Source organism: Pseudoalteromonas sp. SANK 73390 (assembly GCF_054966645.1).
In genome coordinates, this window is sequence record NZ_ARPN01000047.1 from 20615 (window position 1) to 42770 (window position 22156).

General features: G+C 40.6%; 23 protein-coding genes. 10 read left to right on the forward strand and 13 right to left on the reverse strand.

The genetic code is table 11. The annotated features are described in order from the left end of the window. Positions 1 to 6 precede the first annotated feature (6 nt). From lepA to rpoE, 5 genes are all read right to left on the reverse strand, one after another. On the reverse strand, positions 7 to 1794 hold the full coding sequence (gene lepA / locus SANK73390_RS05550; RefSeq protein WP_261593300.1) for a translation elongation factor 4: 1788 nt from the start codon (positions 1792 to 1794) through the stop codon (positions 7 to 9). Between the two features lie 67 nt (positions 1795 to 1861). Further along, on the reverse strand, positions 1862 to 2311 hold the full coding sequence (locus tag SANK73390_RS05555; RefSeq protein WP_462764507.1) for a SoxR reducing system RseC family protein: 450 nt from the start codon (positions 2309 to 2311) through the stop codon (positions 1862 to 1864). Then, a complete protein-coding gene (locus tag SANK73390_RS05560; RefSeq protein WP_462764509.1) occupies positions 2308 to 3258 on the reverse strand; it encodes a MucB/RseB C-terminal domain-containing protein in 951 nt (316 codons plus the stop codon). The genes SANK73390_RS05555 and SANK73390_RS05560 overlap by 4 nt, the downstream gene beginning before the upstream one ends. Positions 3259 to 3262: 4 nt before the next feature. Further along, a complete protein-coding gene (locus SANK73390_RS05565; protein ID WP_462764511.1) occupies positions 3263 to 3877 on the reverse strand; it encodes a sigma-E factor negative regulatory protein in 615 nt (204 codons plus the stop codon). A gap of 1 nt (position 3878) precedes the next feature. Further along, positions 3879 to 4460 carry an RNA polymerase sigma factor RpoE gene (gene rpoE / locus SANK73390_RS05570; protein WP_462764513.1) on the reverse strand — a complete coding sequence of 194 codons (582 nt, stop codon included), beginning with the start codon at positions 4458 to 4460 and terminating at the stop codon, positions 3879 to 3881. Between the two features lie 266 nt (positions 4461 to 4726). On the opposite strand from rpoE, the gene nadB reads away from it, so the two are divergent. After that, positions 4727 to 6322: an L-aspartate oxidase gene (gene nadB, locus SANK73390_RS05575; RefSeq protein WP_462764514.1), complete on the forward strand. Its 1596-nt coding sequence runs from the start codon at positions 4727 to 4729 to the stop codon at positions 6320 to 6322. Positions 6323 to 6715: 393 nt separating this feature from the next. Here the strand turns inward: nadB and SANK73390_RS05580 are convergent, their stop codons facing one another. Beyond that, on the reverse strand, positions 6716 to 6967 hold the full coding sequence (locus SANK73390_RS05580) for an FAD assembly factor SdhE (protein ID WP_462764516.1): 252 nt from the start codon (positions 6965 to 6967) through the stop codon (positions 6716 to 6718). A 191-nt stretch (positions 6968 to 7158) separates the two neighbouring features. On the opposite strand from SANK73390_RS05580, the gene ygfZ reads away from it, so the two are divergent. Continuing rightward, on the forward strand, positions 7159 to 8073 hold the full coding sequence (gene ygfZ, locus SANK73390_RS05585; protein WP_462764518.1) for a CAF17-like 4Fe-4S cluster assembly/insertion protein YgfZ: 915 nt from the start codon (positions 7159 to 7161) through the stop codon (positions 8071 to 8073). 12 nt (positions 8074 to 8085) lie between these two features. Then, on the forward strand, positions 8086 to 8571 hold the full coding sequence (locus SANK73390_RS05590; protein WP_261593288.1) for an FKBP-type peptidyl-prolyl cis-trans isomerase: 486 nt from the start codon (positions 8086 to 8088) through the stop codon (positions 8569 to 8571). A gap of 21 nt (positions 8572 to 8592) precedes the next feature. Here SANK73390_RS05590 and SANK73390_RS05595 read toward each other — a convergent pair whose 3' ends face one another. The 3 genes from SANK73390_RS05595 to SANK73390_RS05605 form a co-directional block, all read right to left on the reverse strand. After that, a complete protein-coding gene (locus SANK73390_RS05595; RefSeq protein ID WP_462764521.1) occupies positions 8593 to 9033 on the reverse strand; it encodes a hypothetical protein in 441 nt (146 codons plus the stop codon). An 11-nt stretch (positions 9034 to 9044) separates the two neighbouring features. Next, positions 9045 to 9833, reverse strand: coding sequence for a DUF481 domain-containing protein (locus tag SANK73390_RS05600; protein WP_462764568.1), 789 nt, complete (start codon positions 9831 to 9833; stop codon positions 9045 to 9047). 63 nt (positions 9834 to 9896) lie between these two features. Beyond that, positions 9897 to 10220, reverse strand: coding sequence for a DUF440 family protein (locus SANK73390_RS05605; RefSeq protein ID WP_462764523.1), 324 nt, complete (start codon positions 10218 to 10220; stop codon positions 9897 to 9899). A 165-nt stretch (positions 10221 to 10385) separates the two neighbouring features. On the opposite strand from SANK73390_RS05605, the gene SANK73390_RS05610 reads away from it, so the two are divergent. The 4 genes from SANK73390_RS05610 (at position 10386) to SANK73390_RS05625 (ending at position 13142) form a co-directional block, all read left to right on the forward strand. Continuing rightward, positions 10386 to 11177: a crotonase/enoyl-CoA hydratase family protein gene (locus SANK73390_RS05610; RefSeq protein WP_462764525.1), complete on the forward strand. Its 792-nt coding sequence runs from the start codon at positions 10386 to 10388 to the stop codon at positions 11175 to 11177. Between the two features lie 88 nt (positions 11178 to 11265). Next, positions 11266 to 11622 carry a CidA/LrgA family protein gene (locus tag SANK73390_RS05615; RefSeq protein ID WP_462764527.1) on the forward strand — a complete coding sequence of 119 codons (357 nt, stop codon included), beginning with the start codon at positions 11266 to 11268 and terminating at the stop codon, positions 11620 to 11622. Continuing rightward, positions 11615 to 12301, forward strand: a complete 687-nt coding sequence (locus tag SANK73390_RS05620; RefSeq protein WP_462764529.1) for an LrgB family protein — start codon at positions 11615 to 11617, stop codon at positions 12299 to 12301. The genes SANK73390_RS05615 and SANK73390_RS05620 overlap by 8 nt, the downstream gene beginning before the upstream one ends. 13 nt (positions 12302 to 12314) lie before the next feature. Continuing rightward, entirely contained in the window at positions 12315 to 13142 is an 828-nt protein-coding gene (locus tag SANK73390_RS05625) for a mechanosensitive ion channel family protein (RefSeq protein ID WP_462764531.1), read from the forward strand. Between the two features lie 287 nt (positions 13143 to 13429). On the opposite strand, the gene SANK73390_RS05630 is transcribed toward SANK73390_RS05625, so the two are convergent. Next, entirely contained in the window at positions 13430 to 14296 is an 867-nt protein-coding gene (locus tag SANK73390_RS05630) for a mechanosensitive ion channel family protein (protein ID WP_462764533.1), read from the reverse strand. Positions 14297 to 14376: 80 nt separating this feature from the next. After that, positions 14377 to 15756 carry a cysteine--tRNA ligase gene (cysS, locus tag SANK73390_RS05635; RefSeq protein WP_462764535.1) on the reverse strand — a complete coding sequence of 460 codons (1380 nt, stop codon included), beginning with the start codon at positions 15754 to 15756 and terminating at the stop codon, positions 14377 to 14379. A 200-nt stretch (positions 15757 to 15956) separates the two neighbouring features. Here cysS and ppiB point away from each other — a divergent pair, with 200 nt between their 5' ends. Beyond that, positions 15957 to 16451, forward strand: a complete 495-nt coding sequence (gene ppiB, locus SANK73390_RS05640; protein WP_261593278.1) for a peptidylprolyl isomerase B — start codon at positions 15957 to 15959, stop codon at positions 16449 to 16451. Positions 16452 to 16521: 70 nt separating this feature from the next. Further along, positions 16522 to 17256 carry a UDP-2,3-diacylglucosamine diphosphatase gene (gene lpxH, locus SANK73390_RS05645; RefSeq protein ID WP_462764537.1) on the forward strand — a complete coding sequence of 245 codons (735 nt, stop codon included), beginning with the start codon at positions 16522 to 16524 and terminating at the stop codon, positions 17254 to 17256. 48 nt (positions 17257 to 17304) lie between these two features. Here lpxH and miaE read toward each other — a convergent pair whose 3' ends face one another. After that, positions 17305 to 18063, reverse strand: a complete 759-nt coding sequence (miaE, locus tag SANK73390_RS05650) for a tRNA isopentenyl-2-thiomethyl-A-37 hydroxylase MiaE (protein WP_462764539.1) — start codon at positions 18061 to 18063, stop codon at positions 17305 to 17307. Between the two features lie 280 nt (positions 18064 to 18343). On the opposite strand from miaE, the gene SANK73390_RS05655 reads away from it, so the two are divergent. Then, entirely contained in the window at positions 18344 to 19135 is a 792-nt protein-coding gene (locus tag SANK73390_RS05655; protein ID WP_462764541.1) for a PhzF family phenazine biosynthesis protein, read from the forward strand. A gap of 43 nt (positions 19136 to 19178) precedes the next feature. On the opposite strand, the gene SANK73390_RS05660 is transcribed toward SANK73390_RS05655, so the two are convergent. Beyond that, positions 19179 to 22133 (reverse strand): LVIVD repeat-containing protein, encoded by a 2955-nt coding sequence (locus SANK73390_RS05660; protein ID WP_462764543.1) that lies wholly within the window; start codon positions 22131 to 22133, stop codon positions 19179 to 19181. Between the last annotated feature and the right edge of the window lie 23 nt (positions 22134 to 22156).

Here is a 22156-nt window from a genome sequence, read left to right on the forward strand (position 1 = left end):
TTCCTGTTATTTACCCACTTTTAATATGGCAAGAAACGCATCTTGGGGAACTTCTACATTACCCAATTGTTTCATACGTTTTTTGCCTTCTTTTTGTTTCTGAAGTAGTTTCTTCTTACGACTTACATCACCACCATAACACTTTGCAATAACGTTTTTGCGTAACTGCTTAATCGTTGTTCGGGCAATAACATGACCACCAATTGCAGCCTGAATCGCAATATCAAACATTTGACGAGGGATAAGCTCTTTTAATGCATCGGCCAACTGACGCCCGCGGCTTTGTGCACCTTCACGGTGAGCGATAATGGCTAACGCATCAACTCTGTCACCATTAATTAAAATATCGACGCGCACCATATCTGACGCTTGAAAATACTTAAAATTATAATCCAAAGATGCAAAACCACGGCTGGTTGACTTCAACTTATCAAAAAAGTCCATCACCACTTCCGCCATAGGAATTTCATACGTCACAGCAACTTGCTTACCATGATAAGCCATTTTTGTTTGCATACCACGCTTTTCAACACAAAGGGTAATAACATTACCTAAGTACTCTTGGGGTACTAAAATATTGGCTTCTACTACTGGCTCGCGAATTTCTATAATGTCGTTCACCGGCGGTAAATCAGATGGATTATCAATTTGAATTAAGCCATCTTTAGTTTCAATTTCATAAATTACCGTAGGTGCCGTGGTGATCAAATCCATGTCATATTCACGTTCTAAACGCTCTTGGATGATCTCCATATGCAACATACCTAAAAAGCCAACGCGAAAGCCAAAACCTAACGCGGTTGAATTTTCAGGTTCAAAAAACAACGAAGCATCATTTAGACTTAGCTTGTTCAGCGCGTCACGGAACGATTCATAATCATCTGATGAAATTGGGAACATACCAGCATAAACTTGTGGTTTGATTTTTTGGAAACCAGGTAAACGCTCAGGTGCTGCATTTTTAGTTTGTGTGATAGTGTCACCCACAGGTGCACCATGGATATCTTTAATACCCGCAATCATAAAGCCTACTTCACCCGTTTTTAAAACACCGGTATTCGTTTGTTTTGGTGTAAAAATACCCACTCTATCGGCAATATGGGTTTGATCGGTTGACATGATTTTAATTTTATCCCCTTGGCGCATTTCACCATGCTTGATGCGTACCAGTGATACAACACCTTGATATGGGTCAAACCAAGAGTCAATAATAAGGGCTTGTAACGGTGCTTCAGGATCGCCCTCTGGTGGTGGTATATCTCGTACGATGTTCTCAAGTACATCGTCAATACCAATACCTGTTTTTGCACTACACTGTACAGCGTCAAGAGCATCAATGCCTACAATGTCTTCAATTTCTTCCGCTACACGCAATGGATCAGCTTGCGGCAAGTCAATTTTATTCAAAATTGGAATAACTTCTAAATCCATTTCAATTGCGGTGTAACAGTTAGCTAAGGTTTGTGCTTCAACGCCTTGACCTGCATCAACAACTAGCAGTGCGCCTTCACAAGCCGCTAAAGAGCGAGATACTTCATAGGTAAAATCAACATGCCCCGGCGTGTCGATGAAGTTCAGCATATAAGTTTCACCATCTTTGGCTGTGTAGTTCAAAGTTACACTTTGTGCCTTAATGGTGATACCACGCTCGCGTTCGATGTCCATCGAATCCAGAACCTGCTGCTGCATTTCTCGGGCTGTAAGGCCACCGCATACTTGAATTAGGCGGTCAGAAAGTGTTGATTTGCCATGGTCAATGTGGGCGATGATAGAAAAGTTACGGATATGCTTCATATACTGGATTCTAAACTTCTATTAGTCACTAAATGGATTAAAGTGCAGATTTTACCTTTTATTTAACTCAATCACCATCTATTTGCGTCACCGCCATGCTAATTGGGTAAATTTTTACCACTTTCACATCATGTTTTAGGGAATAAACTCGTTTTCTGGCAACGAAAATACCTAAGCAACCCCCTATTAGCGCAGCAAATATCTGCCAAGGCTCTCCAAGATTTAATATCAAAGCGCTCATGAATACAAAAATAAACGCAAAAATAAGCGGAAACATATACACGTAGAAGGCATGATTAACAATTTTAGAGTCATCTAAACTCAGTTTCACTTTTTGCCCAACTTGGAGTGGCTCTTCTATCGTAATAGGAAAGGTTTTCTTGTGAGTTCCAAATAACTTACTAAAAATTTGCGAGCCACATTTACCATTACAGCCCTCACATGCTACTTTTTGTTGCGCCTGCAAATGAGCTGTAGTGCCAGAGACTGACACCACAGTGAGTGTTTGTTCAATCATAGCGGGCGTTTAACCGACTCAGCGATATTTTTAGCTGTAACTGCGGGGATATTGCCCACCACAGAGACATCATAGGCGCCAGAATTATGTACATATACGGTAGTTGCCCCAGAAGATAATGCTCCGCTTGGGCGCTTCCCAGGCAATGGCCGCTGTACAAATACTGAGATATCTACTAATCCATCTGAAAATAAATAATAGTCAGCCAGTTCGTTATTTAAATCTAACTTATGGCGATCTGACTTTAACAGCTTAAAACCTTCAGGTAGCCATCCTATCTGCCAGTTACTCTGCACTGTTTCATCTTTGTTTAGTTTCAGTGCTGGTAGAGGTGCTGGAAACTCACGCTGCGCGAGCTCTAAAACCTGTTCAGCAGGTTCTGGGGTCACACTAATATGTGTTAATTGCAACTGCTCCAGCAGTTCACCTTGCTGATTTACATATGCCGCTTTTAGTAACAGTGACGATTGCGTATCTATCCAAAGCCAATAGTTATATTTCGTGTTATCTTTTGCTTCCACTCGAACTAATTGAGCTGGACGCCCAGCGATTCGACCTTTTCCACCCAACACAAAATCATAGTGATCAAGTAAGGCTTCTACACCTTTGAATAAAACTTCTGGAATTGGGCCTGCAATAGAATCTGTTTTTACTGAATATGGTGCAGACTGGGGTTCATAATAGGTCACTAAGTCATCGACTCGAACAATTTCTAGACCCGCTCCATTGAGTAGGCTTAGCAATTCTAACTCTTTACCTTGATATTTGGCATGCACCCAGCGGTAAGGCTCCATACCTTTGCCTTTTTGGACCACAAAAGAGGCATCAAAATTTCTTGTGTGGACCGCCGTGGCCATATTTTTTAACAATTGCTTTGCAGAAACGACGTCATTGGCATGTACCGTGGTAGCCAAAAATAAACCTAAAATACAGGCAAGTAATCTCATTTAACTACTTCTTTTCCTCAGGTTGTTCATCTGCAGCTTTTTGTTTTTGCTGCAATGCATAAGCCACACGGGATTGACGTTGATGCTCTAACACTAAAGCACCAATACGCTGTTGTTGTAAATCACGCAGACCTTGCTCAGCATTTTGTAATGCAGGTTGCTCCGATGAAAAACTAACTGGTGCAACGCCCCCCGCTAACGGACGTGATTGCAATATCGGCATTTCATCAATCGCAGGGCCACTTTGCTGGGGCATAGTATTAACACCAAGCACTGCTACCAACGCCACACTTGCTGCTATTGCAACCTGAGATAAAGGCTTACGCCAAGCGCTAAGTTTAACCACCTTTGTGCCATAATCATGTTGCTCATCAAGCGTTGCCGCTTCATTGGTCATACTATAACAAGGCTCATTTTCTAATGCACTTGCAACACTTGCCGTGATATCAATACTAATACCACCTGATTGTGCTTCACGCATTACATCACCAATTTTCGCATAGCGCGCAAACTTTTCTGTGTCCACTTGACCTTCAGAAGAATGCTCTAGCTGCAAATCGCCATCAAGCAAGCGTGATGCTGCCTCTTGCGGTGATGTTGTAAGGTTCTCTTTTGTCATATTATGACTCACCTATTAGTGGGTTTAAATTATTATCTATTGCTTCTCGTGCCCTAAATATACGAGAACGAACGGTACCAACTGGACAATCCATTACGACCGCTATTTCGTCATAGCTCATACCTTCAATCTCTCTTAGGGTAATTGCCGTTTTTAAGTCATCAGGTAAACCATCAATGGTGGCAAATATTACAGAGCGCACCTCATCACTTAGCAATAGATTTTCGGGAGATGCATTAGAGCGCAATTGCTCAGCGCCATCGTAAAACTCTGCATCTTCTGCATCTACATCATTGGCTGGGGGTTTTCTCCCTTGAGCCACCAAATAGTTTTTTGAGCAGTTGACCGCTATGCGGTATAACCAAGTGTAAAATGCACTCTCACCTCTAAAATTTGGCAATGCACGATACGCCTTGATAAAAGCCTCTTGGGCTACATCTGCTACGTCACCATGATTTGACACATAACGTGAAATCAGCCCGGCGACCTTATTTTGATACTTGGCAACTAAAAGGTTGAAGGCGTTTTTATCTCCTTGCTGTACCCGCTTAACCAGTTCTAAATCCAAATCCTGCTCGCTCATTCGAGCCGGTACTCCTCTTTGTTATAGTTATAACTTAATGTTTCGTTGCCATTATTTACAGCTACTCAGACTAGACTATGAGTAAAAAGTTCTGTTTTTTTATACTTTTTTTTAAAATAATAATCAAAAGCATGGCTTAAACGTACATATCGATGCCAAATTTGCCTATACAAAGCACATATGGTTTACCTTAATTAGGTGTATAATAGCAAAAAATGCTGCATCTAGCTGTATGTAGCGTATATAAAAAGCGAAGATCCAAACACATGAAGTCAAATAAAAACCATCACACCGATGTTGTCGTTATCGGAAGCGGCGCAGCCGGCTTAAGTCTGGCGTTGTCTTTAGCCAATCATTGCCACGTTACAGTAATCAGTAAAGGCGCCCTAAAAGAAGGTTCTACGCTATACGCACAAGGTGGCATTGCCGCGGTATTTGATAAAAAAAATGACAGCATTGAATCCCACGTTGAAGATACACTAGCTGCAGGTGCAGGACTGTGTGATAGAGATGCGGTTCACTACACAGCAAGCAATGCCAAAAATTGCTTAAAATGGCTAATTGAGCAAGGCGTACCATTTGATATGGAGTTTGATAGTAAGGGCAAAGAAAGATTTCACCTTACTCGTGAAGGAGGGCACAGCCATAGGCGAATTTTACATGCTGCCGATGCAACAGGCCAAGCCGTTCAAACTACTCTTGTAAGCCAAGTTCAAGATCACTGCAATATCACTTTGCTTGAACAACATAATGCAATTGACCTTATCTGTAATAAAAATAATAAACAAACACGTATTGATGGTGTTTATGTGTTCAATCGAGAGAAAGCACGTGTTGAGACTATTTCAGCTAAATTTGTTGCACTTGCCACAGGGGGGGCTAGTAAGGTTTACCTCTACACCTCTAACCCAGATGTATCAAGTGGCGATGGTATAGCAATGGCTTGGCGTGCTGGTTGTAAAGTTGCCAATATGGAATTTAATCAATTTCACCCTACCAGCTTATATCACCCAGAGTTACAGAATTTCTTAATCACTGAGGCCATGCGCGGTGAAGGGGCTTTACTAAAGCGCCCTGACGGCTCTCGTTTTATGCCTGATTTTGACGAACGTGAAGAACTTGCTCCTCGTGATATCGTTGCTCGAGCCATAGACTATGAAATGAAACGTCTCGGCGCCAATTGTGTTTACCTTGATATATCTCATAAAGACAAAGACTTTATTATTGAACACTTTCCGACTATTTATGCCAAATGTCTCAGTGTTGGTTTAGACATTACCAAAGAAGCCATCCCTGTTGTACCAGCAGCACATTACACCTGTGGTGGGGTTGTCACCAACTTTAATGGTAAAACCGACATTGATAATTTATACGCCATTGGTGAAGTGGCTTATACAGGACTGCACGGCGCCAATCGCATGGCCAGCAACTCGTTACTTGAGTGTATTGTTTTTGCGCATGCCGCTGCTAAAGATATTTTAGCAAAAATAAAAACCAGCCCCACACCACCTCCATTGCCAGAGTGGGATGAAAGTCAAGTTAATGATTCAGATGAAGAAGTTGTGATCACCCATAACTGGCACGAGTTAAGGCTGTTTATGTGGGATTACGTTGGCATTGTACGTTCAACCAAGCGTTTAGAGCGAGCCTTGCGCCGTGTTGAGTTATTACAGCAAGAGATCAATGAGTACTATGCCCATTTTAGAGTCTCTAATAACCTATTAGAGCTTAGAAACTTAGTACAAGTGGCCGAGCTTATTATTCGCAGTGCGCTTGAACGAAAGGAGAGCCGAGGTTTGCATTACACTATTGATTACCCAGGGCAAAACGAATCACCACAGCCTACGGTTTTGACCCCTTAGGGAAGCGCCCTAGACAACACCGGCACAAGCAAGACCAGTCTTGTGCCGACAACGCATCTCGGATAATAAATACCCGTCTTTTCGCACCTGCTTGTCCTGCTATACGTAAACACAATATATTTAAAAAAAAGCTCTGCATCAGTCACTCTTCCTTGTATAGAGTGGGACCCTTGTAGCTCTATATAGTTATCTGATTGAGTTATTAAAATAACACCATGCTGGGGGGTGTTGTGGCGGCATTGCCACAGGCATAGCTTAAAACCAACAAACCCTAGAACAACCGAAAACAAGCCTAAGTAAAAGCTAGGAAATAGCACAACACATATAAAAATCGTGCTCGTAAATAGGACCACAAAAGGCTTGCGGTCTAACACATTGTTTTGGAATGTGAACTTATACGCGTACTCGGTCAAGGATCAATCTTACCATAGTGTTAAGTTCAGCATCAGAGCACGTCTTATGGCCCATAAACCATGCAAACAAGTCTGGGTCCTCTTCAGCAAGTAAACGCTGAAAAACCAATTTATCTGACTCACTCAACGCATCATATGCATCATCGACAAATGGCCCTAACAATACGTCTAGCTCCAACATACCACGTCGACATGCCCATTTTGTGCGAGACTTTGAATACAGCTCTGCCATTTAAATACCCTTATCTATAATTATTAACGTATAGCGACTTGATTATATCTTAGTTTGATAAATGAAACACCTGAGTTCCCATGAAAACCGACTGGTTAGCCTCCCTCGCTATATTTCTTTTGGTATGGGCGTTTATGCGCATGCCAATATAAGTTAATATTACGCTCATTCTCATACTAAGGATTAATATTATGTCACTCGCATGTGCTGTTAATTTACCTTATAAACTAATTGCTGTTACAGGCTCCGAGCAATTGAGTTATTTACATGGCCAATTAACCCAAGATATGAACCTTATCACTGAGCAAAACTTTTTATGGGGTGGTCACTGCAGCCCAAAAGGTAAGCTCTGGGGCGCATTTCGTATTTTTAAACACCAGCAAAGTTATATGCTCTTGGGATCTGAAGCAGAAATCAATGCTTCAGCAAAAGAGCTTAAAAAATATGGTGTATTCGCAAAAGTTGAAATAGACCTGGTCGAGGACGTTAAAATCATCGGTATACAAAGCACGCAATTGAATAATGTATGTGATTCGCTAGGCTTAAACTTTGAAAATGAACACACTGCGTGTGACTTTGGCAATAACAAAGCACTAAAACTAGATAGCACAAGGCTGCTCTTAATCATCAATGATGACTACACTTTGCCCGATGATATTGACCTTACCACTGATCCCAGTGCGTTTATTGAGGCCAGCATTTTAGCTGGAGAACCGCAACTCAATGAAAAGAATATTGAAGAATTTGTGCCACAAATGATTAATCTCCAAGCATTAGATGGTATCAGTTTTAAAAAGGGCTGTTATACCGGGCAAGAAACAGTCGCGCGTATGCGTTACCTAGGCAAAAACAAACGTGCCATGTACATTGTGCAAGGAACAGCACCAAGCTCAATTGATGAGACTGATCTTGAACTACAACTTGGGGATAACTGGCGTCGTGCTGGCAAAGTTGTACATCAAGTTTATAACGAAGCCACCAGTACCTATAGTGCCTTAACCATATTGCCCAATGATACTGATAGCACAGCACACCTACGTGCAAAAAACTCACCTGAGGTAGCATTGACAATTTTACCTCTACCCTATTCTCTAGATGACCAATAAGCGGGATATACTATGAAAATCGCACCAAATAAAGTGGTAAGAATGCATTACAGCGTTTTAGATAATGACAACAACACTATCGATAATTCGTTCGATGGTGAGCCACTGGTGTTTATCGTCGGTACTGGATATTTGATTTCAGGCCTTGAAAATGCACTAATGGATAAGCAGGCGGGTGACAAACTCAGCGTAACAGTTGAACCTGAAAATGGGTACGGAGAACGCCACGACGACTTAATGCAAGCTGTACCTACATCTATGTTTGATGGTATGGAAATTGAAGTGGGTATGCAATTTCGTGCTACAACTGACGATGGTGATCAAATGGTCATGATCCTTGATATTCAGGATGAAGAAGTGATTGTTGATGCCAACCACCCATTATCTGGTATCACCCTTAATTTTGATGTTGAAGTGCTAGAAGTACGTGATGCAACAGAAGAAGAAATTGCACACGGCCATGTTCATGGTGAAGGCGGCTGTGGGCATGACCACTAAAAAATAGCTTATCGCAAGCGCTTAATCAGCGCTTGCAATTTTCTCACTCAATGCATCAAGTAGTTGCGCTTTATCGTTGGTGCCTAAGCGATATTTCATACCATCGGGTAAACTCACTTCAATTGCCGAGAATCCTGATGCAGAGTAAACCCAGCCATCATTAGTTATACGCATACCAACGCCATGGCGAAAAGAATTAGTCACGCCTTTTATCCCTTCTATATCGTCAAAACTAAGTGTCTTTTTTGCCACCCCAGGGCCAAACCACCAACTTAGGGTTCGTTCCTGATTGTTGACTTCAATGGTAAGTCCATAAAACAAGCTCGCCATTATCGCGAGAATAACGGCGAATACTAATACCATCACGTTATAGCCTAACAGCCATGTTGCTAAAATTAAAAAACTCGCGATCCAAGCTAAAATCGCCATAATTGCCCACGAAAATTGAGTGTGACGGTACATATATTTCCTCATTAAAAGCTATAAACTAGTGTCGCTCCAAGCTCTGTATCTACTTTTAGCTTCTCTTCTTCAGGCTGTGAATTATAACGGTAGACATAAGACATCTTCAACGACACTCCACCTAATACTTGGCTTACAAGTGAAGTTTCACTAATAAGCCGGTCATTGAGTCCAGATAAAGAAACTTCCATGCTCACATCCTGGTTAAAACGCGTGCGTTTAGAGATATTTCTTTCCCATTGCAACGCAATACGCATGAGCTGACCTTGTTTTAGCCGTGACTTTCCCTCTGCCAATTCAGTCTCTTTATCCGTTTTTGACAAATACAAGCCCGGACCAATATCAAAATCAACGGTATTTTTTGAACCTTCATAGAGCCGATTACCATAGCCAAGTGCCATCGTCGTGGTGTAGTCTTTACCACTAAATTTATCATTTAGATAATCACCATAAAGAAAGAAAGACGCATTATCTTGCCCTACTTTATAGTTGCCTTGACCTGAGACGAAGTAACGTGATGCCGACACTTCATTTTGCTCCGTATCGTCATCACTATCTTCTCGGTATAAAGCATCGAGTTTAAAGTGATTTCGCCATTTCGTAAAATCTTGATAAACATTACTTTTTAACTTGGATGCCGTACTTTTTTTATTACCGTTGCTTGCCGTTAAGCCAAACTCGACATCACCATACAGTAAGTCGCCTTGGTGCTTTTGGTGTATCTCTGCATCTGACAAGTCACCATATTTATAAAAATCTTCTAATGGGTCGCTAGCATAGCATTTTTCTGCTAACAGCATGCTTAATGCACAAGCTAATACTTTTAAATACTGCACAACTTTACTACTACTTTAATGTTAGGCTTACTCTGTCTCACTTTGCTTCCACAAAACATGACAAAAAGGGGCATCAAGGTCACGGCTTATCAAAATATTGGCCAGTACTTCATCACCATCCTCATATTCAATGCCGACCAGTACTTGTACAAAATGCTCTGACTCACTCTCCAACGCCACACGGTCTTGCCAACTATCATCAGGCTCACTATCTTCAATAAAACCATAGTCTTGATGGTGCAAATTAAACTGCTCTATATCTTTGGCTGATAAATTATCAGGTGCAAGTTGCTGAAAAATTTCATATGCTTGATGGGTTATTTCTTCAACACTACATAGACGGGCTGACATAGTTGATGCTCTCACAATTAATGCATTAATTGCTATGATAGCAAAATCATAAAATCAAAGGCTATGGCGTTTCGCTAAATAAGCTAATTTCTATGCTGAAATTATCAGTATTAGTCTATAAACTCTAAATAAAATAAAGTTATAACAACCAAAACAGGATTTTTAATGCTTTCTTTAGATTATCGTGACAATGTGGCATGGATCACACTTAACCGGCCAGAAAAGCAAAATGCGCTTACACTTGAAATGTTCATTGCCATTGATAAAACCGTTAAACAATTGAAAAAAAAGCGCCACCTAAGAGCGGTGATCATTCAAGGAGCTGGTGGTAATTTTTGCTCGGGTTTAGACGTAAAGTCCGTTATGAAAAAACCATCAACTATTTTTAAACTGCTGTTTAAATGGCTGCCAGGCAACGCCAACCTAGCACAACGTGCTTGTCTTGCTTGGCACAGTTTACCCGTCCCAGTTATCGCGCTTATTGACGGTAACTGCTTTGGTGGCGGTTTGCATATTGCATTGGGTGCAGATTTTCGTATTGCAACCCACAAAGCACAGTTAGCCATTATGGAATCTAAGTGGGGGTTATGTCCAGACATGGGCTCAGGCGCGATACTACCTCGCATACTTAGCTATGATAATGCACTCAAACTAGCCAACTTAGGTACCAGTATAAATGCCAATCAAGCTCTGGATTTAGGACTAATAACAGAAGTAAGTGACAACTTACAGGTAAGCTGCGAACAACTATTAGCTCAACTACTAATACGCTCTCCTGATACCCTTGCAGCAATCAAACGAGTTAACCAAACAGCTTACAAACAAAACCTTAGAGCTACTTTAGCGAAAGAAACATTTGCGCAACTTAGGCTGCTGGTGAATAAAAACACCAAAGTTGCCATGTACAACGCAACTCATGATGAACTAAAGCCATATAGCGACAGAAAAAAGTGGTAAATTAATCCTAAGCAACAAAGAATACCTATTTCAAAGCTACTTTTATTATTATTGGATACAAGTTAGGCAACAAAGACGGAGAAGCCTATTGGTTGCTATATTAAAGTTTTTTGTGGCGCTTAGTCTATTATTAGCGTGTTTATACAGCGCTAAATTGATGACATTATGGTGGCAAGTTCCACTTCCTGCACCGCTTGTCGCAATGATATTTATGTTAATATTGCTTAGTAGTAAAATAATACAGCCAAACTGGCTAACACCTGCATGCGAGCCAATTTTAAAATACATGGCGTTGTTTTTTATCCCAGCAGGGGTCGGCATTGTGCAATACACGCCATTGCTTATTTCACAATGGCCGTTACTACTGAGCATTTTAATTGTAGTGCCTACGGTTGGTATTTGCTTGGTAGCTGTAGTAGCCCAAAAGGGGCTCAAAGATGATTAATTCACTCTTGGTTGTTACTTTAATCTGCTGTTTGTTTTTTACCTTTAGAGGCATATCTTACAAAGTATCATCACCATTGTTAAACCCTTTACTATTATGTATAGCGCTTATAAGCACTATACTATTGGTGATTGATGTTGACTATCAAACATTTTTTATAGCTACCAGACCGCTACACTTGTTTTTAGAGGTTGCAGTTGTCGCACTCGCCTATCCTCTATATTTGCAATTTCATGATATTAAGTTTTACTTTTTACACATACTCATCTGTAGCTTTATCGGTGTTACCAGTGCAACTTGGCTCGCATTTATACTCTGTCAGATGTTCTCAGTACACGAACAATTAAGTGCCTCACTGGCTGCTTTATCTGTCACTACCCCAATTACAATTTTAATCAGTGATGAGCTGGGTGGAATAAATGCCATTGCCGCTGTTATGGTTATATTAGTAGGGATATTTGGCGGTATATTTGGCATATCACTACTCAGGCGATTAAATATAACCCACCCAAAAGTAATGGGTATCGCACTCGGTGTTTCTTGCCATGCAATTGGCACAGCAAGTGCGTTAGAATATCATCCAACAGCAGGTGCATATGCATCTGCAGCCATGACCATAAGTGCAGTGACCACCGCTATCTGGGTCCCGCCGTTTTACACTTGGCTATCCGTATTATAAAAAGGACAATATTTTGATTGAGCAAGAAATTGAACAGTTTGAACATTACTTTAACCTGCTCAGAGACTACCTAGTTACCTACAGTATGCAAGTGGTCGGTGCGTTACTCATTTTACTAGTTGGTCTTTGGGTTTCAAATCGACTCTCTAAAATGGTTGAAGCACTTATGTTACGCCATAAGGTCGATGTCACTTTGACCAACTTTATCAGCAACCTTGTAAAAGTGTTATTGATTGTGATGTTTGTGATCATCGCATTAGGTAAAGTCGGCATAAGTGTAACACCATTTGTTGCAGCAATTGGTGCAGCATCATTGGGAGCCGGTTTAGCAATGCAAGGCATGTTATCTAACTACGGTTCAGGCTTAGCTATTATTGCAACTCGCCCTTTTATCGTAGGGGATACCATTCAAATCAAAGGCGTAAGCGGACAGGTTAAAATCATTGAGCTGGGGCACACCATTTTAGTTAATGAGGAAAAAGTAGAAATAACCATTCCTAATAAGCATATTATTGGAGAGATTCTACATAATTCTTTTGAATATTCGTTAGTTAAAGGTGAAATTGGCATTGCCTATCACAGTAACAGTGATAGTGCGATTGGCGAGATAACAAATGTTATTCTAGCCAATGAAAAAGTCGCTAAAAGCCCCCAGCCACAGGTCGGAATAGAGCAGTTTGCAGACAGTGCTGTTATAATCAGTTATCGTTACTGGGTGCCTACAACACAAATTATTGAAACTAAGCTTGCAATCAATAAACAAGTATACAGCGCAATAAAAGCAGCTAACATCGATATTCCATTCCCGCAACGTGTGGTAACTATTAACAAAGAGCATTGACCAAAAATAAAAGGCACCTTACGGTGCCCAATAGTTGGGAATTCATCTAGAGTCAATACAATCAAAATCAAACTGCACTTCACTATTAGCCATAAGTTTAGTGGCTAAAATTAATTACACTAATTTAACTATAATGCTAATTGCGTTTTGTGCAAAATTAATCATAAGCGAATGAATAGCTTTCCAAGCTTATCGATACACTAAAACCAAAAAGCTTGCTTACAATCAGAATGATAAACAAAAATTAATAACGAGACACTTAACTTGACACGTCCTGTATTATTCTACTATTCAACACAATTGAATTTTGATGAGGGTGTGCGGATATGTATATCTCGTTGTGGGAATGGGATCTCAATATCATACTTACGAAACGCATCATCAATTGCCCATAAATAGTCTGATACCAGTGCTGTTGGCCGCTTTACTTGCTCGGGTTGCACCCAAACACCTAGGGTAAAGTTTAAGCTGCTATCACCAAACCCTGTCATCCATACTGTTGGTTCTCGGCCAAAGCTACTCAACGTATAAGGTACTTTATCCGCTGCTTCTAACACAGCAAGCTTAACCTGCTCTTTATCACTGCCATAAGCCACAGAAAAGGGAATACGAAAACGCCTGACCTTCTCAGCTAACGTCCAATTAGTTACCAACCCTGAAACAAGCTCTGCATTGGGGATCAATATATCAACATTGTCATTCGTTCTAATTAACGTTGCTCGCATGTATATGGCCATAACCTGCCCAACTACACCATTTGACAACTCAACAAAATCACCAACTTTTACTGTTTTTTCAAGTAATAGCACCAAACCAGATACAAAATTATTGACCAACCCTTGCAGACCAAGTCCAATACCAACACCTAACGCACTAGCAACCAAAGCCAGTTCCGTCATCTCCATGCCTAATGATGTGAGCGCAACAATGAAACCAATAAACAAAACAATATAGTGTATTAAACGCCCTATGACATAAGCTGAAGTATTCTCTATGACACCTTGACGCTTTGCCACACGGCCAAATGCGGCTCTCAAAATACGTGAAATAATAAATGTTATGAGCAAAACAATAAAAAATGACAACACTTCACCCACCAGCAAAGTAAAGTCTCCCATTTTAAAAAGTTCTCTATTTAGCCAATTCATATCCATTTATTCTTCCTCAAAAAAACGCCACACTAACTTAGTGTGGCGTTTTCATTAAAATCTGCAACTAATTAATTCGGCTAATCTTATGCCTTACGCCAAGTCGTTTTACCAGCGCTGTCTTCAAGTATCACACCCATCTCATTGAGCGCATCACGCGCTTCATCGGCCGCAGCCCAATCTTTACTCGCACGCGCGTCATTACGTTTAACAATTAATGCTTCAATTTTAGCCACTTCATCATTATCTTGCTCACCTTGCAAAAAACGCTCAGGTTCTTGCTGCGCAATACCCAGCACGCCAGCAAGCTGAACTAAAACAAATGCCAATTCACCTGCTGTTTTAGCATCTTTGTCTTTAAACAAATTAACTTCTTTAGCAAGCTCAAATATTACTGGTAATGCTTCTGGCGTGTTAAAGTCATCATTCATTGCCGCTTCAAAGCGTTTTACGTACTTATTACCCTTAAGTGATACGTCAACAGGTGCTACACCTCGCAATGCGGTATAAATCCTCTCAAGCGACGAACGCGCTTGGTCTAAATTATCTTGCGAATAGTTTAACTGACTACGATAGTGACCATTAATCAAAAAGTAACGTACCGTTTCGCTATCATATTGCTTAAGTACTTCACGTACGGTGAAAAAGTTGCCCAGTGATTTAGACATTTTCTCTTTATTTACCTGAACCATACCAGTGTGGATCCAAGTATTTACATACTTACCATTGTTGGCACAGCATGATTGCGCAATCTCATTTTCATGGTGTGGGAACTGCAAATCAGAGCCGCCACCATGAATGTCAAAAAATTCGCCTAAATGCTTTGAGCTCATAGCGCTACATTCTATATGCCAACCAGGGCGCCCATCACCCCAAGGCGATTGCCAAGCAGGCTCACCGGCTTTAGCTTTTTTCCAAAGTACAAAATCTAAGGGATCATCTTTATCTTGTGCTACTTCAACACGTGCACCCGCTTGTAGCATATCTAAATCTTGCTGAGAAAGCTGGCCGTACTGTTCAAACGTTGATACATCAAATAACACATCACCACTACCTGCTACATAAGCGTGGCCTTTTGTAATTAAAGTGTCGATCATGGCGATGATCTCATCCATGTGACCTGTCACGGTTGGCTCAATGTCAGCTGGCAGAATATTTAAAGCGGCAAAATCATCATGCATGGCTTTGGTCATACGTACGGTTAAGTCGTTAATTTCTTCTTTATTTTCTGCTGCTCGTTTGATGATTTTATCATCAACATCGGTAATGTTACGTACGTAAGTCACGTCGTAGCCTAAATAGCGCAAGTAACGATTCATCACATCAAATGAAACATAGGTACGAGCATGTCCCACATGGCAGAAGTCATAAATGGTGATACCACACACATACATGTCGACTTTACCTTCGACTAATGGTTTAAAAGGCGCTTTTTGGCGAGTAAGTGTGTTGTAAATCTGCAACATGTAGTGCTATTCCTAAACAAAAAAGACATGAAACACAATGATAACACTTGCCCCGCAACTGCTCTACACCCAATTTATGGCTATTAACTTAAATTTGGTTTTTTTATTCAAATAAGAATAAATCTCTCGGAAAATTGTCAGTGACTATCTTTGTACTATAGAATACCCACTTTATATATTCTAAAGATTAGGAAGCCGAGATGGTTGTTCTACACACTAACTTTGGTGAAATCAGCATTAAATTATTTGCTGAAGATGCACCTAAAACAGTTGAAAATTTTTTAAACTACGCAAAGTCTGGTTTTTATGATGGCACTATTTTTCACCGTGTTATCGACGGCTTTATGGTTCAAGGTGGCGGTTTTGCACCTGGTATGGAACAAAAGTCAGTTCAATCTCCTATTGAAAATGAAGCCAACAACGGCTTAAGCAATAAAGTGGGTACTTTAGCAATGGCGCGCACGCCTGATCCACACTCAGCAACAGCGCAGTTTTTTATTAACGTAAATGACAATGATTTCTTGAACTTCAGCAGTGAAACGTCACAAGGCTGGGGTTACTGCGTATTCGCTGAAGTTGTTGAAGGCATGGACGTAGTGAATAAAATTAAAGCGGTTGCCACTGGCTCTTCAGGTTTTCACCAAGATGTGCCACTTGAAGATGTAACCCTGGAAAAAGTAACAATTACTGAATAAATAACCTGAACTCGGGCTAGGTAATAAACTTAAGCGGGCTGCTTGCCCGCTTTATTAAAAAAGAAGACCCATGCGCAAAACCTACTTCATTTCTGACTTACACCTAAGCGAAGAACACCCAAAAATTACACAAGCTTTCTTCAAGTTTTTATCACAACACATCAATGCAGATGTGGATGCACTCTATATTTTGGGTGACTTTTTTGAAGTTTGGATAGGTGATGATGAACAAAGTCCGTTGGCGATTGAGGTAGCCAATAAATTAAGCGCAGTATCACAAGCAGGGGTTAAGGTATTTTTTATTCATGGTAATCGCGACTTTTTGCTTGGTACACGTTACGCCAAACAAGCTGGATTAAAGCTACTCCCTGAACAACAAGTAATTGACTTATATGGCACACCCACTGTCATTCTGCATGGCGATGAAATGTGTACACAAGACCTAGCCTACCAAAAATTTCGTAAAAAAAGCAGAGGCTGGTGGTGGCCTAGACTTATTTTATCTTTACCATTGAGTGTTCGGCGCAATATTGCACGCAACGGCCGCGCCAAAAGTAAAGCCAAGCAAATGAATCAAGCAAATGACATTTTAGACGTAACGCAAAGCGCCGTTTTAGAGATGTTTGAGGGGTATCAAGTTGAGCATATGATCCACGGCCATACTCATCGCCCGGATGTACATCATTATGAACATAGCAACAAAACACTAACTCGGGCTGTGTTGGGTGATTGGTACAGTCAAGGTTCGTACTTAGTCGTGAATGAGCACGGCGAGCACACCCTAGTCAAAGATGCGCCTGCGTAGAAGAACAATAACTACCACACAGTAAAGTAAGTGGTCACTTAACAATAATTACGCGTGATTTGGCGCACCGCTATGAAATTTAAAATCATCATCAGCAGTTGATATTAACTCAGCTTCTTTTTGTCCAAAAAATGCCACGCGTTCGCTTATATCAAACTCACTAATTTCTTGTGCTAAAGCTAAGTAATCTTGGAAGTGCCTCGCTTCAGAGCGCAGCAATGATATATAAAAATCACCTAAACGCTTATCTACATGCGGTGCAAGCTTTGCAAAGCGCTCACACGAGCGGGCTTCAATATATGCGCCTACAATCAGCTTATCAACTAATGCATCAGGCTCGTAAGTTTTAACGTGTCTAAGCATCCCCTTTGCATACCTGCAAGGAGTAATACTTTGATATTCAACTTTATACTCGTCCATAATTTCTAAGACTTGATAAAAATGGTGCAGCTCTTCTTTAATCAGCATCACCATTTTGTCTATTAAATCTTGTCCATAAGAGGTATTTGACTTTGGGATCATTGACTTGGTTAACTTGTTTTTATCCGCAAGTTCTCGCCAGTTCCCTTCGCGCTTATAAATAAGTGTCTCAAACGGTTTTAGCCACTCAAGTAATGCATCTGCACTTTCTTTATCTACAGCATATTTACGAATTAAAAACATGGCAGATTGCGCGGCTTTTAACTCACAAATAAGATGATCAATTAAAACCACAGATAAATTTTGCGGCTTTATTGCTTCAGTTATCCAAGCATCTGGCGTTTCACACTGTAAAAAGTGTTTAATAGGTTTAAGTAATTCTTCCAACGTAACTTTCTCTATTTACGGATTTGCTAAGTACAAACTCTTTAAGTTGATTGTGCGCATTGTAACACAACTGACTATTGACGGAATGAGTCGAGATCATAGCTATTGAGAGATTCATATAAAAAATATATAGCTGTGACTTAATTCCGCTTATTTAAGAGCTAAACTATTCACCAATAAGCTAGGAATAAAAAGCTCTGCTCTAACGTACAAAAATATATCATTCTGACAAAGGTCAGGATCTCTCGCATTAGCCCAGCTCGCTCTGCAAGGAAACCTTATGAAGATAAAGATAGATATTATAGATGCATTTACTGATACACGCTTTAGTGGCAACTCTGCGGCCGTGGTTATCACTGATACTTGGCTGGATGATGATTTAATGCAATCTATCGCATCTGAAAACAACCTCTCAGAAACCGCATTTTTGGTAAAGCACGATGAGCAATATCTTATCCGCTGGTTTTCTGTGCTAACAGAAATCGACTTTTGTGGGCATGCTACTTTGGCGGCATCTTATGTGATTTTCTCTCGTTTTCCCGCACAAATATCCATTTCACTTTACGCCAAAGCCGTGGGTAATATGGTGATAGAAAAGTCCCCTGATGGACGCATTAAAATGGACTTTCCAAATCGCATGCCGCAAAGGCTTGAAACAGTCCCTGAGCAGTTACTTCTTGGGCTATCAATAAGACCGAGCAACGTATTAAAAAATGCTCAGGCCTATTTTGCTATCTATGATAACGAAGAAGATGTGTTGGCCGTCACTCAAGATAAAACACAACTGATGCAATTAGGGCCACTTGATGTGGTAGTAACCGCTCTATCTCACGGTAAATACGATTTTATCTCTCGCTATTTTTGGCCTGCTAACGGCGGCGATGAAGACCCGGTGACGGGATCTATTCATACCGGGCTTGCGCCATACTGGGCACAGCAACTTGGTAAAACCAGCCTTGTTGCATATCAAGCCTCAAAACGCGGCGGTGTATTGTATTGCGAGATTGAAAGCGAACGCGTGTTTATTAGCGGGTACGCGGTGAAGTACCTAGAGGGAACAATAGAAATATAGTAAAAGGCAATTCGGGCCTCTTTGACCCGAATTGCTTAGTGTTTTATTTTAACAATTTAGATCTGCGTTGCATCAACACGACAAAAAGTACAAGCAAATAGTACCACCCAAGGCTGCCACCACTGCTTCCCTGTTCACTGCTGCTCGTATTATCTTTAGTGTTGGGGTTAGTCGTTTGTGATACTGGTGCTGAAATAGTCACACTAACCGTTTTGCTTGCCGACCCACCTGATATATCAGATACAGTAACTACAAAACTGTCCGCGCCAGTGACATCTGCATTCGCCATATAAGTCACTTCACCTAGCTGATTTATGCTTGCAATACCTTTACCTGCTTGCTCAGCCAGCGCATATGTTAACGTATCTCCATCACTATCTGAGGCCGTCAGTATCACCGTTTGGCTTTGGCCACTTACAACCGAAATACTTGCCTCTGTGTCATCAAAAACCGGAGCGTGATTAGGCTGTACAATGGTTACACTGACAGTCTTTTTAGTGAACTCGCCACTAGGGTCCGTTGCAGACACAACGAAAATATCTGTTCCCGTTGCATCCGCATTCACTGTATAGGTTACTTCACCCAGATGATTGACCGTAGCCTCACCTTTACCTGCTTGCTCAGCCACTGCGTAAGTCAAAGTATCGCCATCTACATCCTGTGCAACTAGTGCAGTGGTTTGGCTTTGACCACTAATAACTGAGATACTGACAACGCTTTGGTCAAAGGCTGGCGCGTCGTTCACGGGCTCAATGTCAATAACAACCTCAAATTGGCTAGCACCACCATGGACGTCTGTTACTAAAAGCAGCGCTTTATCAGCTCCATTTTTATCGTTGGCACCTTTAAAAACTAATTTTGCGTTATCTTTTATTGATAAACTGCCTTTTTCCGGCTGACTAACAATGCTGTAAGTTACAGCATCATTTTCATTATCTGTCGCTGAGAGTAAAGTCTCTACTTGACCTTCTTCTTGTACAGCCATGCTTAAGTCTAAATGAGTAGGCGCCAAATTTACTTGACTGCGATGTATTCGTCCACCAGTATTGCGAGACACGGTAAATAAATTATTACCACTGCCTAAACTTATGCCATTACTACTGATTTCGAGGTTTTCATCTATTTTTACAGGGGTTACTGGGTCTGAGATATCAAAAAGAGTTCCCTTATTGCCAACCGCCATTAAAAAGTTACCATCAATATGCAAAGTAGCGTTATACCCTTCACCGCCAGCCAAAACACTAAACAACTCAACTGGCTTTTCTGGATGACTTATATCAAAGGTCGTAATCCCTAAATCGTTAGAATCTAGCCTTCGGGGAACATACAAGTGTGCCCCTTTAACTGCAATGTTGCCTATTTGAATTGAATCAAGGTCAATTCGAGTCAACTCAACAATATTAGATAGATCCGAAGTGTCATAAATAATTAAATCTGCAGTGTCATATAAGGGAACAAATAATAAGTTATCAGAGGATACCAGTTGCTGTATAAGATTATAGCTACCGCCAATTGAGCCTAACTCAATGGACGATACAATATTGAATAACTCATCAATAAAATAAAGTTGATGAAATGCTTGAGCGACATATCCGTTTTTTATTTTGATGATTTGCCCATCACTACCTCCCCAGCCTAAACTACCATGAGATTCTGAAAGACCGACGTTGTTCTTTAAATTGCCAGCTAAGTGAGATTCTAGATTTGCATGATGATTAATAACAACTTTATCGCCATTCCATGCAACGCCTTGTAACGTGTTCACAGTATTATACGTCGCACTCTTTAAAGCAGGCTCATTTTCAGAAAGAGACCAAAAATGTAAGTTATTATCTAAAGCAGCAACTGCCAGCTCATTCTCATGCATTGCCATATCAATCACTTGACCAGATTGATTAAAGCTACTTAAATGTGTCACAGATCCATCGTCGTGAATTTTGGCTACTTCAATCCCTTGTGCTGACTTGGTAAAAAAGATTTCATCGCCTACAATTTGTGCATCCATTAGGAAACCATTTGTTTGTAGTTTAGATTTGTAAGTAATTTCGTGATTGTTTCCAATCTCATACACATCAATACCGCTAAAAGTGTCAAACCCAAAAAACAAATTACCTTTAATCTCAATTTTATTATACCAAGTGCTTTCATTTGATTCGTATATTACACTCAGCTTATTACCTTCGATCTTAGCGACTTGAAATCCCCAGTAATGATATGATAAGAGCCATAAATCCCCAGTTACTTTTGACGTATGATAAGCAGACTTGGCATTTTTAAAAGTAAGTGTCGTTGCTTCTCCTAGTCTGCCATCTTCATATAAAGGTAATCTATATAATACTGCGGGAATATCATCTTGGTTGCTTGTGATGTACAAGGCTTGATTGCTGTATGAAGCACTAAAATTGTCAAAGTAATTCGGTTCATTAGGCGCAACTCCGAAGGTTATGTGTTCGCTTTGCTTAATGGTACCGTCATTTGCTATCGTAAAGTGTTCTACTGTTATGCCTGCTGAACCACTCGCAATCACATACACATTGTCACCATCACCAGCAATAAGCTTGGCGTCATAACCATAAACCTTCGATTTTAGCTCATCGACAACAACTAAAGAGTTATCAGATGATCTTGCGGAAATAAGATAATTACCCAACGAGCTAGAGCCAAATATTAAAAAATGACCATTATGAGTTATCATATCTTTGGGGGTTATAACTGCTGTACGATCCTTTTTATTGGACAACCTAATTTGATTAACAAGTTCTAATCCCGCTTCTCCGTATTTTAAGATATCTAGGCTCTGGCTAAACGCGTCAGCTCTGCCTTCTTCCCTCAATCCTGACACCACAACAGTGCCATCTTGATAAAGGATTCGATTATAAGAGTCTGAACCAAAAGTTTCTTTAAGTACGATGGATGCTGCTTTTTCCTGAGCATTAACATCCACTCCTGTAATTATTACTGCTAGAAAAAGCAGTACTTTTATAGTGTGTGAAAACATGTGATGCAATACCTGCATTTTAC

Excerpts from the sequence above, each read along its gene's own strand:
- SANK73390_RS05610 (WP_462764525.1), top strand. The coding sequence starts at position 10,386 with ATGCTTTCTTTAGATTATCGTGACAATGTGGCATGGATCACACTTAAC.
- lepA (WP_261593300.1), bottom strand. The coding sequence starts at position 1,794 with ATGAAGCATATCCGTAACTTTTCTATCATCGCCCACATTGACCATGGC.
- SANK73390_RS05630 (WP_462764533.1), bottom strand. The coding sequence starts at position 14,296 with ATGGATATGAATTGGCTAAATAGAGAACTTTTTAAAATGGGAGACTTT.
- SANK73390_RS05595 (WP_462764521.1), bottom strand. The coding sequence starts at position 9,033 with ATGTACCGTCACACTCAATTTTCGTGGGCAATTATGGCGATTTTAGCT.
- lpxH (WP_462764537.1), top strand. The coding sequence starts at position 16,522 with ATGCGCAAAACCTACTTCATTTCTGACTTACACCTAAGCGAAGAACAC.
- SANK73390_RS05600 (WP_462764568.1), bottom strand. The coding sequence starts at position 9,833 with ATGCTGTTAGCAGAAAAATGCTATGCTAGCGACCCATTAGAAGATTTT.
- SANK73390_RS05605 (WP_462764523.1), bottom strand. The coding sequence starts at position 10,220 with ATGTCAGCCCGTCTATGTAGTGTTGAAGAAATAACCCATCAAGCATAT.
- cysS (WP_462764535.1), bottom strand. The coding sequence starts at position 15,756 with ATGTTGCAGATTTACAACACACTTACTCGCCAAAAAGCGCCTTTTAAA.
- SANK73390_RS05590 (WP_261593288.1), top strand. The coding sequence starts at position 8,086 with ATGAAAATCGCACCAAATAAAGTGGTAAGAATGCATTACAGCGTTTTA.
- SANK73390_RS05565 (WP_462764511.1), bottom strand. The coding sequence starts at position 3,877 with ATGACAAAAGAGAACCTTACAACATCACCGCAAGAGGCAGCATCACGC.
- ygfZ (WP_462764518.1), top strand. The coding sequence starts at position 7,159 with ATGTCACTCGCATGTGCTGTTAATTTACCTTATAAACTAATTGCTGTT.
- rpoE (WP_462764513.1), bottom strand. The coding sequence starts at position 4,460 with ATGAGCGAGCAGGATTTGGATTTAGAACTGGTTAAGCGGGTACAGCAA.
- SANK73390_RS05555 (WP_462764507.1), bottom strand. The coding sequence starts at position 2,311 with ATGATTGAACAAACACTCACTGTGGTGTCAGTCTCTGGCACTACAGCT.
- nadB (WP_462764514.1), top strand. The coding sequence starts at position 4,727 with ATGAAGTCAAATAAAAACCATCACACCGATGTTGTCGTTATCGGAAGC.
- ppiB (WP_261593278.1), top strand. The coding sequence starts at position 15,957 with ATGGTTGTTCTACACACTAACTTTGGTGAAATCAGCATTAAATTATTT.
- SANK73390_RS05660 (WP_462764543.1), bottom strand. The coding sequence starts at position 22,133 with ATGTTTTCACACACTATAAAAGTACTGCTTTTTCTAGCAGTAATAATT.
- SANK73390_RS05655 (WP_462764541.1), top strand. The coding sequence starts at position 18,344 with ATGAAGATAAAGATAGATATTATAGATGCATTTACTGATACACGCTTT.
- SANK73390_RS05580 (WP_462764516.1), bottom strand. The coding sequence starts at position 6,967 with ATGGCAGAGCTGTATTCAAAGTCTCGCACAAAATGGGCATGTCGACGT.
- SANK73390_RS05620 (WP_462764529.1), top strand. The coding sequence starts at position 11,615 with ATGATTAATTCACTCTTGGTTGTTACTTTAATCTGCTGTTTGTTTTTT.
- SANK73390_RS05560 (WP_462764509.1), bottom strand. The coding sequence starts at position 3,258 with ATGAGATTACTTGCCTGTATTTTAGGTTTATTTTTGGCTACCACGGTA.